Below are 14,351 nucleotides of genomic sequence, written 5' to 3'. Positions count from 1 at the left end.
CCCCATGTCGCCCCCGCTAGGTTGGAAGTTTCCCAAGCACATTCGGTCAGGCTCCCGAAGTTGTCCAGACGAGGATTGACCCAACCGGGTTGATCCTTAGGGCGGCGTTGGGCCGTCGACCCTGTTTACGCAGCGCGGATCAACGGTCCCGATGGTCCTGACCTTCGCATCACCATCAATCCGGGCATTTGGGCTGGATTGTCAGGTGGCCATGGTGCCATGTAATGCGGTAGACTGTCACTCCGAGGTACAGGGATGCGCGACAAGGAAAATCGCCCCGATGGCGTGATTCAACTGCTGCCGAGACTGTTCGGGCCGCTCTCTCCCGCGGGCATTCTGGTTGGAGCCGTGCTCTTTGCCGTGTCGCTCACGCCGTCGATGGTGCCGCGCGGCCCCGAGATACAGGGAGCACTTGGGGGTCTTGTCTTTGCGATTGGTTATGCGGCGGCATACGTTGTCAGGTCAGGCGTTTACTGGCTGGGTGTGCAACCGGCTTTCCGGCCATCGCGCGTGCAAATCTACGCGATCTATGCGCTCGCGCTGATGATCTGCGGCTTTGGCCTCTGGATGGGCACAGAGTGGCAGAACTCGATCCGCGTAGTCTGGGGCCTGCCCGAACTCGACGGCTTTGCCACGACCTTTGTTGTCGCAATTGCCCTGGCCGTTGCCGCGCTACTAATTTTCGCGGGGCGACTTTTTGAGCTGCTCGCGGCCAAATGGTATCGTCGCACCGCGCGGTATCTGCCACCGCGTGTCGCACGGGGGGTCGGGCTGCTGCTGGCGCTGGGGATCTTCTGGGCTGTGATCGACGGGATTGCCTTTCGCTTTGCCCTCAGGACGATCGACACCACGTCGCGGATCGCCGATCTGGTGATCCCGCCTGATCTTGCACCGCCGACGGACGCGGACACGCCGGGGAGTGCGGCCTCGCTGATCGCATGGGAGGATCTGGGGCGTTGGGGGCGCGGCTATGTGATCTCGGGCCCCGACCGCGCCGAGATCGCGGCGTTCTGGGAGGAACCGGCCCGCCAACCGATCCGGGTCTATGTCGGGCTCACCGCCTCGGGGACGGTTGAAGAGCGCGCGAAGCTCGCCTTTGACGAATTGGTGCGGGTGGGCGGATTCGAAAGGAAATACCTTGTCATCGCCACGCCCACCGGGTCCGGCTGGCTCGACCCCGGTGCGATGAATACGCTGGAGTATATCACGCGGGGGGACGTGGCCACGGTCGCGATCCAGTATTCCTACCTGTCCAGCCCGATGTCGGTGATCATCGACCCTGAGAACGGGCTCGCGGAATCCCGCGCACTCTTTGATCTGATCTATGGGCACTGGACCGCGCAGCCACCGACAAACCGCCCCCGCCTCTATCTGCACGGTCTGAGCCTTGGGGCTTTCCTGTCACAGGAAACCGTTCCCCTGCTGAATATGTTCGGGGATCCCTTTCACGGCGCTCTGTGGACCGGCTCGCCGTTCCTCAGCGACATGTGGCGGATGGTGCAGGACCGGCGCCATCCCGACAGCCCGGCATGGCGTCCAAAATTCGGAAACGGGTCTTTGATCCGCACCGCCAATCAGGATGGCGGGCTGGAGCGGTTTGAGGCCCCATGGGGACCGATCCGCCTTGTGTTCTTGCAATATGGCAGCGATCCCATCGTCTTTTTCGACTATTCTCTGGCTTGGCGGCGTCCCGACTGGCTCAGAGCGAACCGCGCGCCTGATCTGGGGCCGGACATGCGCTGGGTGCCTCTTGTCACGATGTTGCAGGTCGGTTTTGACATGGCGGTTGCGGTTGGAACGCTGGGCTATGGCCATGATTACGCCGCACGCCACTATATTCCCGCCTGGGCCGAAACGCTGGAGCCTGCAGGCTGGACCCCCGAAATCGAAGCGCGGCTCATCGACCATCTGAGGGATCTCACCCCGCGCTAAAGCAATTTCAGAAAAAGTTGATAGACTTTTTGGGTTTGAAATTTCGCCAATTCAAAGGGTTAAAGCGTGTTGGCGTTTCAGCGAAATGCTGAAAGGCTTTAGGCGGGAAAGCGGAGCCTAACCCGCAGACCCGGCCCCGCATCTTCGAGGGTCAGCGCCGCGTCATGCACCTGGGCGATGCCCGCCACCAGGCTCAGCCCCAGACCGTTTCCGGGGGTCCCGCGACTGCGATCCAGCCGGTAGAGACGGCGCAGCACCAGATCCCGCTCTGCCTCGGGAATGCCGGGGCCGTTATCCGTGACCGACAGGTCGATATGGGTCTCTGCCTCTGATAGGGCAACGGTGATCGTGGTGCCTTGCGGGGTGTGGTGCATCGCATTCTCGATGAGATTGGCCAGAACCTGCCCCAAGAGGGTGCGGTCCCCCATCACCGGGCGCACGGGCGCATCCGGCAGGGCGCAGATCAGCATTTGCCCATTCTCGGCCGTTGCAGGATCGTAAACATCACAGAGCGTCTGGCACAGTTCTGACAGGTCCACCGGCGCAAACCGCCCTCGTGGCGAGCCGCTTTCGATTTGCGACAGTTGCAAGAGCGCGTGAAAGATCGCCACGATCCTGTCGAGTTCCGCCTGAGCCCGGCCCAGCATCTCCCGCGCCTCCTTGGTCAGATCCGGGCTCTGGCTCAGATCGTCCAGATGCACGGCGGCGCACTGGATCGGGGTCTTGAGGTCATGGGCAATATCCGAGGACACCTGCCGCAGGCTCTCGACCGCATCCTCTTGCGCGCGGGCCATCTGATCGACCTTGGTGGCGATGCGCGCCAGATCGTCTGACCAGCCTGTGACATCCCCCACCCGCGCCTCTCGGTTTCCCGATGTCAGGTGATCCAGCGTTCCGCTGATGACCGCCACATGTCGTGCGCCGCGCCGCGCCAGCACCCACCCGCCCGACAGCGCCACAAGAACCGTGGGCAGCAGCGAGATACCCAGAATGTTGAGAAACGCGTCCCGCAGCGCGTCGATATGCGCAAGGCTGCGCGCCACGGTCAACTGGCCAGCCTGCAGCGATGTGGTCAGCGCCAGAAATCGCCCCTCAATCTCAGGATTGCCCGGAAGATAGGATATGATCCGATATCCATCCGCATCGCGCGCCACCAGCGCATTGCCATAATGCCGCCCGTTCGGGGCGAAATAGCTCAGCACGACCCGCTCAGGATCGGTGCTGCGTGCCTCGGCCTCGACCAGTGCGGCGAGGGCGGCGGCAGACGGGGCCGCGCGAAAACCCGCCATATCCTGCGTAAGATCGGCGCGGAGCGTCTGCTCGAAAGAGGACCGCGTGTAGAGGTAACTCGCCCAAAGCCCCAGCAGCGATACCAGCGCGAACAAGAGCACAAGCCCCGCCGCCAGCCGGATCGGCATAGAGCGCAGCAAAAAGGCGCGCCTCAAGGTCATGCGTCGATCCGGTAGCCGGCACCGCGCACCGTCTTGATAAGTTCGGTTGTAAAGGGTTTGTCAACCTTGGCCCGCAAGCGGCTGATATGGGTTTCGACCACATTGGTCATCGGATCGAACGAGATATCCCAGATCGCCTCGAGCAGCATCGTGCGTGTCTGCACGCGCCCCTTGCGGCGCATGAGATGTTCGAGAATGGCAAACTCACGTGGCAAAAGGTCAATCTCCTGCCCCTCTCGCGTCACCTTGCGGGCGATCAGATCCATTTCCAGAGGGCCTGCGCGCAACACGGTCTCTTGCTCCAGCGCATGCGGACGCCGCGCCAGCGCCGCAACCCGTGCCGATAACTCGCCAAAGGCAAAGGGTTTGACCAGATAATCATCCGCCCCCGCGTTCAAACCGCTGACACGTTCGTCGACGCTGCCAAGCGAGGTCAGAAAAAGAACCGGCGTTTGGTTGCCCGCGCCGCGCAGGGTCTTGACCAGTGTCAGCCCGTCGATTTCCGGCAGCATTCGGTCGATGATCAGAACGTCATAGGGTCCGCTCGTTGCCTGAATCAACGCATCCCGCCCGTTGCTGACCAGGTCGACGCTCTGCCCTTCCTCGCGCAGACCCCGCGCGATATAGGCCCCCGTCGTTGCATCGTCTTCGACCACAAGCAGCTTCATGTCATCCTCGTGATTTCCTTGGCCTGTGAACCGGCTATCCCCGTTGAAACCGATTTGCACCCGTTTTTGGAAGCGCCTGCCCTACCTAAACTATTTGTATAGTTGGGCACATCCGGCTGTGAGACCCGCGCATCATATGGGCACCATCGCACGCAACACAACGGAGCTTTCAATGATGTCCTCCACACCTCTTTCCCGTCGCCTTGCAGGGTCCGCAGCCCTTGCCGCCGTCTTGGGCGCAACAGGCCTTTCTCTCGGCATCGCCAGCCCAGCGCTGGCTGTCCCTGCGGGGGGATATGGCGATCTTGTCGCCGCCGTCTCGCCCGCAGTGGTCTATATCGAAGTCACCGCCAAGGCACAGCCGACCAACATGTCCGGCCAATTGCCCGAAGACCTGCCCGAAGAGCTGCGCCGTCAATTCGAGCGGATGATGCCCGAGGGTGAGATGCCAGCCCGTCAAGGTCTTGGATCGGGCTTCATCATTTCCGAAGACGGCAAGATCGTCACCAACAACCACGTGGTCGAAGGTGCCGAGACCGTGACCGTCAAATTGGCCGATGGCCGCGCCTTCGAAGCCACCGTTATCGGCAGCGACCCGCTGACTGATGTGGCCGTTCTTCAGCTTGACACAGAGGAACCCCTGCCCTTCGTGCGTTTCGGCAAGTCGGACACGATGCGGGCCGGGGATGAGGTGGTTGCAGTTGGCAATCCCTACGGTCTGGGCGGCACGGTGACATCCGGCATCGTCTCGGCCCTGTCGCGCAACATCAATTCTGGCCCCTATGATGACTATATCCAGACCGATGCCGCCATCAACCGGGGCAATTCCGGCGGGCCGCTCTTCAACAATGCAGGCGAGGTGATCGGCATGAACACCGCCATCTTCTCGCCGGATGGTGGGTCGGTCGGCATTGGCTTTGCAGTCCCGTCGGACCTCGTGCAGCACATCGTGGCGGACCTGTCGGATGACGGCATGATCACCCGTGGCTGGCTGGGCGTGCAGATCAAGCCGATGCCCGAGGATATCGCGCAGGTGCTGGGTTATGACACCCCCAGAGGCGCTGTGATCGAGAATGTGACGCCCGACAGCCCCGCGGCCAAGGCGGGCCTCATGCAAGGCGACATCATCCTCAGCTTCAACGAGACCGCGATTGCCGAGTTGCGCGATCTGACCCGCGCCGTGGCTGCGACCGATCCCGAGGCCGTCGTGCCGGTCACCGTGCTGCACAAAGGCACGGAAAAGACCCTCGACGTGACGATTGGCACATTGGCTAATCCGAACGCCTGAGGAAAATCCGTGTCGGCGCATCCATGCGGCGCCGACACGGACAACCCACCGGACATCTTGCGCAAACCCGCCCCTCCCGATCCGTGCCAGCTCATTTTGGAAAGAGGAATGTCGCCCCAAAGCGTATCCCCCAACCATCGGGACCTGCGGCTGGGCTGTCGGCCCAATAGCGAACGCCGCCGAACAGGCTGACAGGCTTGCCCCCGATCCGCACCAGTTTTGAGGCCACTGCATTGACTGGAACCGCCCAGTCCTCGGCCTCCCAGTCATAGGCAGTCTCAGTCTGCAAGGTGAAGGTCCAAGCATTCTCTGTGGTGTATGAGATGAAGGGTTGCACAAAGGTCCTGTTGATATCCGCGCGCGCGTCATCACCGGCAAAGGACCAAATGTGGTTGGCCAGCCCCCCCACTGTCCAGGGCCCGCGTTGAACCAGCACGACGCCAGTCGGCCCTGCCCCCCATTTCTCGGAACCGAGCAGATCATCGGTCGCAGTCGGAAAGAGCACGACAGACCCCAGTCCCCAAATGACACCGCCCGCCGTGGGGGCCTTGGGCGAGAAGAAGAAACTCTGGAGAATGTCGCCAAGGCCGCTCTGCGATCCTGATCCAGGCACGACATCATCCTGATGGATGATCGGGACAATCGTCCGCGAAATCAGGTTCCAATTCTCGCCGATAGAAAAGGGAATAACCGGCTGGACGTTAAGAACCAGTCGCGATCCATCGCCATTTGGTCCGATGCCGTCGTCCTGATTGAACTGGAACGGCACGCTGATGAGCGAGGCGACCGGATTTGCCAGTTGCTGGGCAAGCTCTTCGGCGTCTTGGGCCAAGGCCTGCCCGCCCCATGGGCCAGCAAGCAAGAGGCTGAGGCCCACAGCGACAAGATGTCGGCGCATGGATCGTCTCCTTTTTGAGGTTGATCTGCTCCGGGGTGTCCTAAGGCGGATGCTGCGCCTCCGGCGTTCTGCCGTCGTCCCGGAATGCAAGGTCAAGCGAACAAGGGGGTGGCAAGCGATGATCCTGCGCTGACCACCAGAGGTTTACTCGGAAATGACAGCCCCGACCGTAGCCGCGTAGGGGTCTGTATCCGCCGCATCAGATTTTGCCTTGGTGCCGGGCATGATTTCGAACCTTGGATCGAAATCTACCATCAACGCCGCAAGCTGTCCGAGGATTGCCAGATCGCCCTCGGCCGTTGCCGTGCCATCGGCAAGCTGTTCGTCCAGCGGCTTGATCCCCGCCATCGTCACCTCCAGATCGGCACGGTTGATCGTTAGCGTCAGGTCCGCCGCCGGGTCCTGGAACCCCTGAATGTTGGTCAGCGTTGCGTTCCGTAACTCGACGATGAACTGCTCACCATTGTCCGGCGTCACAAGATTGATGCTGAATTCCAACCCCTCCGCCCTTTGGCTGTCCATCCGGATGCCAAGGAAGTTGAGAAAAAGCTCGGTCGACATGGCCCGAATGATATCCGGCCCGGTCGAGCTTGCGGTTGCGCCCTGAGGAATACCTGTCCGAAGCTCGTAGGCCGCCGCGAGGAAACTGTTGCGCAGCCCAGGATTCTCTTGCTGATAGCCAAGCTGTTCAAAGACGTCGGCCAGCAGGTCCTTGGCCTCGACATTGCCCGGCTCCGCCTGAACCAGCTTGTTCATGATCTCCGAGGCAAGCAGGTAGTCGCCCGCGTCAAACAAGGCGCGCGAGCGCGCAATGATCTGCGCGGAGCCACCCATCATGTCGACATAAAGCGGGGCCGAGTCGGCGGGCGATAGCGGGATCAGCGTCGCGGGGTTACAATCCCAGAACCCGAGAAAGCGCTGTGCCACACCACGGGCGTTATGTTCAGGAGAGCCGTGATAGCCCCGGCAATGCCATTTCGCCTGAAGCCCCTTCGGCACCTCATAGACATTGTGGATCTGGTTGATGGTCACACCCTGATTGGCATAATGCAGCACCTGATTGTTGGCGTTGGCATAGAGATCGCGCTGGTCGCGGAGCACCTCCTGAATGCGCGCGTTGCCCCAACGTGGCCAGTGATGCGAGGCGAACATGACTTCGGCCTCTTGCCCAAAGCGGAACAGCGCATCGGCGATATATTTCGACCAGTTGAGCGGATCGCGCACCGGAGCACCGCGCAGCGTGTAGATGTTGTGCAGCGTCGCGGTCACGTTCTCGGCCATCCACAGCGCCTTCATCTCGGGGATATAGGTGTTCATCTCCCGAGGGGCTTCGGTGTTGGGCGTATTCTGAAAGATCATCCGCAACCCGTCGATCTCGACCTCCTCGATGGGCTCGGTGATCGAGCGCGTGGGCGCGATCAACCCGGATGCCCCGGCAGGCACAACATGGCCAAGGCCCTGCGTCACAAACCCGTGCGGGGCCACCGGCAAAAGCAGGCCGTATTGGTAGAACAGCCGCCGGTTCATCGCATTCCCGGCATAGACGTTTTCCGAGATGGTAAAGTCCATGAAGCCGCCCGGAGCGATGATTTCGACCCGGCCCGAGGTCACGTCTTCATCGCTGACAATGCCACGCACCCCACCAAAGTGATCTCCGTGCGTATGCGAATAAATCACCGCCTTGAGCGGGAGACCCTCCCCAACCTCGCGCTGGAACAACTCCCAAGACGCCCGCGCTGTCTCGGCCGCTGTCATAATGTCAAAGATGATCCAGCCCGTCTTGCCGCGCACGAAGGTAATATTGGCAAGATCGGGGCCACGGACCTGATAGATGCCCGGAATAACTTCGTAGAGCCCATAGTTATTGTTCAGCCGCGCGATCCGAAGAAGCGAGGGATGGATGCTGTCAAAGGACTCTTGCGTCTCGTTGAATAGAAATCGCTCGTGATCCCAGGCGACGTTGCCCGCATCCGCCATGATCTTGAGGTCAGGCAGGGGGGCAAGGAAGCCGCGCGCCTGCTCTTCGAAATCCCGCGTATCCGAGAGCGGCAGATTTGCCACTGACGCCTCGAGCGCCCGGATGGTGTGAACGCTGGGCGCCTTGCCTTTGGGGTGGAAATGACCCGCAAGCGGTGGCGGCGCTTCCTGAGCCAAGGCTGGCCCCTCGTTGAATAGCGCACCGCTCAGCGCAAAAGCTGCGCCCGTAACGGGGATGGCTCCGATGAATTGGCGCCTTGTGGTCATTGTGCTCTCCTTATTGCGTTATCCTCAAGTGTCAGAACCGTGCGGTCAGACCGATCAGCGGCCCTCCGAGATCAATCTCGACGTCGCGTCCCTTGATCTCTCTGTCGATCGTCATGTGGCGCCAACCGCCCTGCACCGACCAACGGTCGTTGATCTGGTAGCCCAACATCCCAACGGCCTGCCAAGTGCGGTCGTCCCCGCCCCCCGAGCCGCCAAAGTCGGCCAGGACGGTGAGATACCAACGCGAGTTGAGGGCGACACGAATGCGCCCGCCCAGAACTGGGTCAATCCAAGTGTCGCCCAAGTTGAACCTCTGCCCCGGCAGCGTGCCCGGTGCGAGCCTAACATCCAGATCGGCGCTCACAGCACGGAACCCGCCCATCAGATCGACCGACACCTGTGCGCCCTCCTTTAGCCGATAGGCCGCATAGCCGCTTGCCACCCGCAGTTCAGTTTCCACCGTCGCACGCGAAAAGAGAGCGCCGAACGGGGCATTCTGGCGCTCAGAGAGATCGGTATAAACAAGATCGGCGATCAGGCTCCAAGGCCCGCGCCGCGCCTCAAACACCCCCATAAAGGCGAAATCAGTTGCCGAGAGGACGTCACCAACACCCGCATCGGCGTCAATCGTGCCAAAACCAGTCTCGATAGATGTAGAGGCCCCGGGCGTCCAAACATACGGAGAGAGGGTGAATTCCCAGGATGCTTCTTGCGCTGCCCCCACCGACGCCAGTGGCGAAACCGTCAACGCGGCAATGATGCACGCTCTCCAAGACATCCTCCACGCTCCCCAGTTGCGGTCAAAACGTGTCGCCTGCTCGTTTCCGATATGAAAGCTTTCCCCCTCGGCTGCGGACCCGTCTCGCCGCCCGAAAGCCCAATTGATATCTGTCAACGAAATTCAGACGTCATTCGTATTTAATGAATCATACCGACTTTATGGGGAGGGTTTGCGACGAATGAAGCAATCAGATGAAAAAGCCACCATTCAGCTCTCCAGTTTGCCCACTGAGGGCTGGCTCCACGAGCAGCCATTGGCATTCCAGACCCGCATGGCGATGGCCGGTCGTTGGATGACGGTTCCGCGCGGCGGAATGATCTATACGATTGGTGATGCCCCGGACGCGCTCTTTGGTTTGGGCCAGGGCCTTCTCGATGTTTCGATTGCAATCGGGGGCGACGAGGAAGTGACCATCTATCGGGCAAAGCCCGGCTTCTGGATCGGCGACTCGGCGCTTTTGGCGGAGAAGAACCGGGGCGTGACCGTTTCGGCGGCTACGGATTGCCGCGTTTTCCGCATCCCGATCAACGCCGTGCGCCGCAACCTTGCCAACAATCCCGAAGATTGGCCATGCTTTTTCAGGCTCAGCCACAACAACACGATGCTTGCCCTGAGGGTCCACGCCGAGACGCTTTCTCTACCCCCGCGGGCCCGGTTCGCCCGGATGCTGCTGCGTCTGGCAAGTGACGATGGAACCGTCCGAGTGACACAAGAAGACCTCGGAAGAATGGCGGGCATGAGCCGTGCCGCCTTTCGCCGCGCTTTTGCAACGCTGATCGAGGTCGGCGCGGTGCGCACGGACTATGGCGGTCTGCGGATCGTTGACCACGCCGCCCTAGAACGCGCCGCCCAACCAGACTGAAATGCGTCAATACACCAGGCTCTCTCCGGGGTGCGAAGTTTGGCGGCATGCACGTGTCGGAGGCCAAGCGGCTGAAGGCTCTTGAGGCCGAGAACGCCAAGCTCAAAAAGCTGCTGGCCGAGCAGCCGATGAATGTATCAACGCTGAAGGGATAGCGGCAGCGGCGAGCCTGCGGTTTGGTTGGCATCAATCCGCGTGTCTATCGGCAACTGCCTACCCGATCAGAAGATGCTGACCTGCGGGGCTATCCCTGCATGATGGTCGCTCACAATGGGACCGAACGGACTTCAAACGCTATCCTGAAATGGCAGGAGAGCCGCAAGCTCGAGGGACCGCCAAAACCTGAACAAAGCTACCTCATGAACGAGGACTCTCAGGGCAGCAGGCCACATCCAAAGAATTTACGGGCTGATTGCTTAATACCGCGTGACGGTAAGCTAATTGTTCAGACACGCGAGTTGCAAAAGCTGATTGAGCAAAGCGGCTGGGCCTCGGACTAGTATCGGACAGCCAAAAGCCGGTAAGCGCGTCTTCTATGTGGGGCTTTAAGGGGGGTAGTATTCAAAAAAACTGATTTTACCCAATAAAACTATGGGTAATGGCGGAGCCGATGGGATTCGAACCCACGAGACCCTTCCGGGCCTACTCCCTTAGCAGGGGAGCGCCTTCGACCACTCGGCCACAGCTCCGTTGACGCGTATAGCCGCCCCTGTAGGAGAGTTACAAGGCCAAATTTCGACTGTCTGTCCGATCCTTTGCGCATGCCCTGGAAAAGATAAAACCGCCCCTCGTGAGGGGCGGTCAGCTCTATGGGTCTCTGGTTCCAGAGTACCTTGGGCCCTCTTTACAGAGCGCGTGACACCCTCAATTCGCCATCAATGCCGGGACAATCGTGACAATCGACGGAAAGAACCACAAAATTCCAAGCGCCCCAACCTGTATCAGCACAAAGGGGATAACCCCGCGATAGATATGGCCCGTTGTGACCTCCTTTGGTGCCACGCCGCGCAGATAAAACAGCGCAAATCCAAAAGGCGGGGTCAGGAACGAAGTCTGCAAATTGACCGCGATCATGATCGTCACCCATTTCGGATCAAACGTGCCGCCATAGATCACCGGCCCCACGATGGGGATGACGATATAGATGATCTCAAGGAAATCGAGCACGAAGCCCAGCACGAAAAGCACCAGCATCACGATCAGGAAAACCTTGAGCTCATTGTCAAAGCTCTTGAGGAATTCCTGAATGTAATGTTCACCCCCAAAGCTGATGACCACGAGGTTCAAGAGTTGCGAACCGATCAAGATGGTAAAGACCATGCTTGTGACCTTGGCCGTCTCGCGCACCACGGGCGTCAGCACACCACCGGTGTAAAGCACCCAGCAGGCGAACAAGAGCCCGAACACCGCATAGAGATAGGCGGCATAGGCAAAGAAGAACGCCACCCAAGATTCAAAACTCACTCCGCCCTGATTGATCCGGAGGTCAAAGTTGATGCCGATCAGGATCGACAGAACCACCGCCAAGGTGGCAAGGATGATGATCTTGGGCGACCGGTCCTGATCGCGCAGCTTGCGATAGGCCGCAAGCATGATGGCCCCGCCTGCCCCCAGCGCTGCCGCCGGGGTCGGGTTGGTGATCCCACCGAGGATCGAGCCCAGAACCGCCACGATCAACACCAAAGGCGGAAAGACAACGCGGATCAAATCGTTCTTGGCCATCCGCACCGCACCGTGGGCACAGCCGTAGCAGGCCATGGCCAATGGGATGAGCAACAACAGCACGGTTACCCCCGCAGAGGTCGACGGGCGGATGAGCGCGATATCCACCAAAAGCCCAAGCAAGATACCAAGCGCCCCGATCAAGAGCGGAGCCGGATTGGCCGAAGGAGCGACGCCCCGTGCCACCGCCAGCGTCAGGGCCAGCATCACCATCAACGTGGCCACCCCTGTGCCGATGGGGGCGGCATCCACCTCTTTCTGTGCACGCAGCGCGGCAATTTCTTCTGGAGTCAGTCGCACGCTTGCCGCCACCCCACCGGCGGCATCAATCGTCTGCTGCTCGGCCACCGCCGCATCCCATTTGGATTGCCCGTGCAATTCGATCATCGCCGCCTGACACTCGGGGCTTACATTGGTACGCAGCGACGCGGAACTGCCCTGATCGCTGAAACTGTCCACAATCAGGCTCTGACTGCCGACCACCCCCAATGTCGAGAACAGCATCACCCCGGCAATCAAGGCCACCGGAACACCCAGAAACCACGTGAACCCCTCACCGCGGGTAATCACCTCGCCGCGTGGGCCACTGGCGATCTGCACCGCCGGGGCCTTGGACGGGTTCACCAGCGCGTAGCCAAAAGCGTATAGCCCATAGAGCAAAGCCAACATGACACCCGGCAAGAGCGCCGCCTGAAAGAGCGTGCCGACCGAGACCACTGCCGGTTCGCCCAGATAGGTCAGCGCATCGGTGCAGCCCACGGCTTGCGCCCGGTTTTCCTGCGCCACGGAATAGAGATCCCCGGCCAGCGTGCCCAAAAGCACGATCACAATAGAGGGGGGGATAATCTGCCCCAGCGTCCCCGAGGCCGCGATAACCCCCGTCGCCAGTTGTGGGCTATAGCCCGCGCGCAGCATCGTGGGCAGGCTCAAAAGGCCCATGGTTACCACGGTTGCGCCCACAATCCCGGTCGACGCCGCAAGGAAGGTCCCCACCACCACGACCGATACCGCCAGACCGCCCGGCAGCGGGCCAAACACCCGCGACATCGTGGTCAAAAGATCGTTGGCGATCTTGGAGCGTTCCAGCGTGATGCCCATCATCACGAACATCAGCACTGCCAGCAGCGTCTCGATAGAGGCCCCCGCCAGAACCCGTTCGTTGATCCGGTTCACAAGGAACGACACGTTGCGATCCAGCGCCACTTCCCAGCCCTGCGGAAACACCGGCTGCGCGGCACGCGGCAAATCCGGGTATCGGAACACCGAAATCGCATCGGGCCTCACACCGCTGGCCACGATGGCATTATAGGCTTCACTCGATGTGTCGATGGCCTGATGGATGAGCAGCCCTGCGCTGTCCAAACCGGCAATAATGCCAAACGCCACGACACCCGCACCCCCAATGGCAAAGGCCACGGGAAAGCCGGATAGAATGCCCCCAAAGAGGCATAGAAATACGATGATCAGCCCGATCTCGACCCCGTCAAGTCCGAATAGCATTGGTCCCTGCCCCTTTAATGTGTGCCTTCAAAGGCTTCTTCGCCCTGACCCAGCGTGTCGCGGTCGAGGTATTTGCCCAGACTGTCGGGGCCTTCCTTGAACTCCAGATAAGAGCGCCAGAAAAACGCCATCGCATGCAGGAACACCATCCCCGCAAAAAGCACCAGCAACACCTTGAAGAGGAAATAGCCGTTGAAACCGTTGGGGCTGAACCCGATGGTTTCAACATTCCAGCGCAGCGCGCGGGATTTCATCAAGAGCCGGTCCAGTGTCTCACTGGCCGAAGGGTTGGGCACGATCAAATGCCGCCACATGAAGAACCAGCCATACATCCACGTCAACACCGCCATCGGCATCATGAAAATGAGACTGCCCACCATATCAATGATCTTTTTGGTGGTGTGACTGACCGGCGCATAGATCAGGTCAACCCGCACATGCCCGCCTTGGACAAAGGTGTAGGTGGCGCAGAGCGTCACGATCAGCGCGTTGTAAAGTTTAAGTTCTTCGGAATACCAACTGATGTCGAGTTGCAGCGGAATACCGATGCCAAACACCATATCCGGGCGCGCAAAGATGCGCTGGATAAACACGATAAGGATTTGCTGGATCACCATGATCAGCCCGGCCCAAGCGGCAAAGCGGCCAACCGTATTGGCCATCCCCTCTAGCCCGCGCACACAGCCCCATAGAAAAGCGTTCTTCCACATACCCACGGCGGTAATCACAAGAAACACCGTGAATGCCACAAAGAAGAACTCGACCGAGCCACCGTAATAGACGACCCGCATGATCGCCTCTTTATCGGACCAATCCAGCCAGCTTGCGGGATGGCTGATGGCATAGGCCAAATTGTAAAAGGCCATGCCGATATTCTGGAAAATCCAGAGAACTGCGTCCAGCATCCTGTCCCCCTGACACGCGGTGCTGCGGGCCCGCGTGGCCCGTTATCCGATTGTGACAGGCCCCGGCAACCGGGACCTGTCAATCAAACCAACCTGCCGG

10 protein-coding genes, 1 tRNA gene and 1 pseudogene are annotated in these 14,351 nt (G+C 60.4%); 4 read left to right on the top strand and 8 right to left on the bottom strand.

Annotated features, from left to right (window positions below):
• Positions 1-255: 255 nt before the first annotated feature.
• The gene (locus ROSMUCSMR3_RS19260; protein WP_081508420.1) at positions 256-1,932 is read left to right on the top strand and encodes an alpha/beta hydrolase; all 1,677 of its coding nucleotides are present in this window, start codon (positions 256-258) and stop codon (positions 1,930-1,932) included.
• 98 nt (positions 1,933-2,030) lie between these two features.
• On the opposite strand, the gene ROSMUCSMR3_RS19255 is transcribed toward ROSMUCSMR3_RS19260, so the two are convergent.
• Entirely contained in the window at positions 2,031-3,383 is a 1,353-nt protein-coding gene (locus tag ROSMUCSMR3_RS19255; RefSeq protein ID WP_081508419.1) for a sensor histidine kinase, read from the bottom strand.
• The gene (locus tag ROSMUCSMR3_RS19250) at positions 3,380-4,051 is read right to left on the bottom strand and encodes a response regulator transcription factor (RefSeq protein ID WP_081508418.1); all 672 of its coding nucleotides are present in this window, start codon (positions 4,049-4,051) and stop codon (positions 3,380-3,382) included. The genes ROSMUCSMR3_RS19255 and ROSMUCSMR3_RS19250 overlap by 4 nt, the downstream gene beginning before the upstream one ends.
• 175 nt (positions 4,052-4,226) lie before the next feature.
• On the opposite strand from ROSMUCSMR3_RS19250, the gene ROSMUCSMR3_RS19245 reads away from it, so the two are divergent.
• Positions 4,227-5,339 carry a Do family serine endopeptidase gene (locus ROSMUCSMR3_RS19245; RefSeq protein ID WP_420541223.1) on the top strand — a complete coding sequence of 371 codons (1,113 nt, stop codon included), beginning with the start codon at positions 4,227-4,229 and terminating at the stop codon, positions 5,337-5,339.
• Positions 5,340-5,430: 91 nt separating this feature from the next.
• Here the strand turns inward: ROSMUCSMR3_RS19245 and ROSMUCSMR3_RS19240 are convergent, their stop codons facing one another.
• The 3 genes from ROSMUCSMR3_RS19240 to ROSMUCSMR3_RS19230 all read right to left on the bottom strand — a co-directional run bounded on the left by ROSMUCSMR3_RS19240 (position 5,431) and on the right by ROSMUCSMR3_RS19230 (position 9,259).
• Positions 5,431-6,237 (bottom strand): hypothetical protein, encoded by an 807-nt coding sequence (locus ROSMUCSMR3_RS19240; protein ID WP_081508416.1) that lies wholly within the window; start codon positions 6,235-6,237, stop codon positions 5,431-5,433.
• A gap of 144 nt (positions 6,238-6,381) precedes the next feature.
• Entirely contained in the window at positions 6,382-8,481 is a 2,100-nt protein-coding gene (locus ROSMUCSMR3_RS19235) for an alkyl/aryl-sulfatase (protein WP_081508415.1), read from the bottom strand.
• A 31-nt stretch (positions 8,482-8,512) separates the two neighbouring features.
• On the bottom strand, positions 8,513-9,259 hold the full coding sequence (locus tag ROSMUCSMR3_RS19230; RefSeq protein ID WP_081508414.1) for a hypothetical protein: 747 nt from the start codon (positions 9,257-9,259) through the stop codon (positions 8,513-8,515).
• Positions 9,260-9,440: 181 nt separating this feature from the next.
• On the opposite strand from ROSMUCSMR3_RS19230, the gene ROSMUCSMR3_RS19225 reads away from it, so the two are divergent.
• Together ROSMUCSMR3_RS19225 and ROSMUCSMR3_RS21345 are read left to right on the top strand one after the other, a co-directional pair.
• Positions 9,441-10,124 carry a Crp/Fnr family transcriptional regulator gene (locus tag ROSMUCSMR3_RS19225; RefSeq protein WP_081508413.1) on the top strand — a complete coding sequence of 228 codons (684 nt, stop codon included), beginning with the start codon at positions 9,441-9,443 and terminating at the stop codon, positions 10,122-10,124.
• A 32-nt stretch (positions 10,125-10,156) separates the two neighbouring features.
• Positions 10,157-10,273 (top strand): annotated as a pseudogene (locus tag ROSMUCSMR3_RS21345) (IS3 family transposase); the annotation flags it as partial.
• 450 nt (positions 10,274-10,723) lie between these two features.
• On the opposite strand, the gene ROSMUCSMR3_RS19210 reads toward ROSMUCSMR3_RS21345, so the two are convergent.
• From ROSMUCSMR3_RS19210 to ROSMUCSMR3_RS19200, 3 genes are all read right to left on the bottom strand, one after another.
• Positions 10,724-10,813, bottom strand: a tRNA-Ser gene (locus ROSMUCSMR3_RS19210).
• Positions 10,814-10,988: 175 nt separating this feature from the next.
• Positions 10,989-13,346 (bottom strand): TRAP transporter large permease, encoded by a 2,358-nt coding sequence (locus tag ROSMUCSMR3_RS19205; RefSeq protein WP_008282135.1) that lies wholly within the window; start codon positions 13,344-13,346, stop codon positions 10,989-10,991.
• Positions 13,347-13,360: 14 nt separating this feature from the next.
• Positions 13,361-14,251: a TRAP transporter small permease subunit gene (locus tag ROSMUCSMR3_RS19200; RefSeq protein ID WP_081508411.1), complete on the bottom strand. Its 891-nt coding sequence runs from the start codon at positions 14,249-14,251 to the stop codon at positions 13,361-13,363.
• Positions 14,252-14,351: the final 100 nt, after the last annotated feature.

It is taken from the genome of Roseovarius mucosus, from assembly GCF_002080415.1.
Classification (GTDB): Bacteria; Pseudomonadota; Alphaproteobacteria; order Rhodobacterales; family Rhodobacteraceae; genus Roseovarius; species Roseovarius mucosus_A.
The sequence above is the reverse complement of the archived record's forward strand: the minus strand, read 5'-3'. Positions and strand labels throughout refer to the sequence as shown.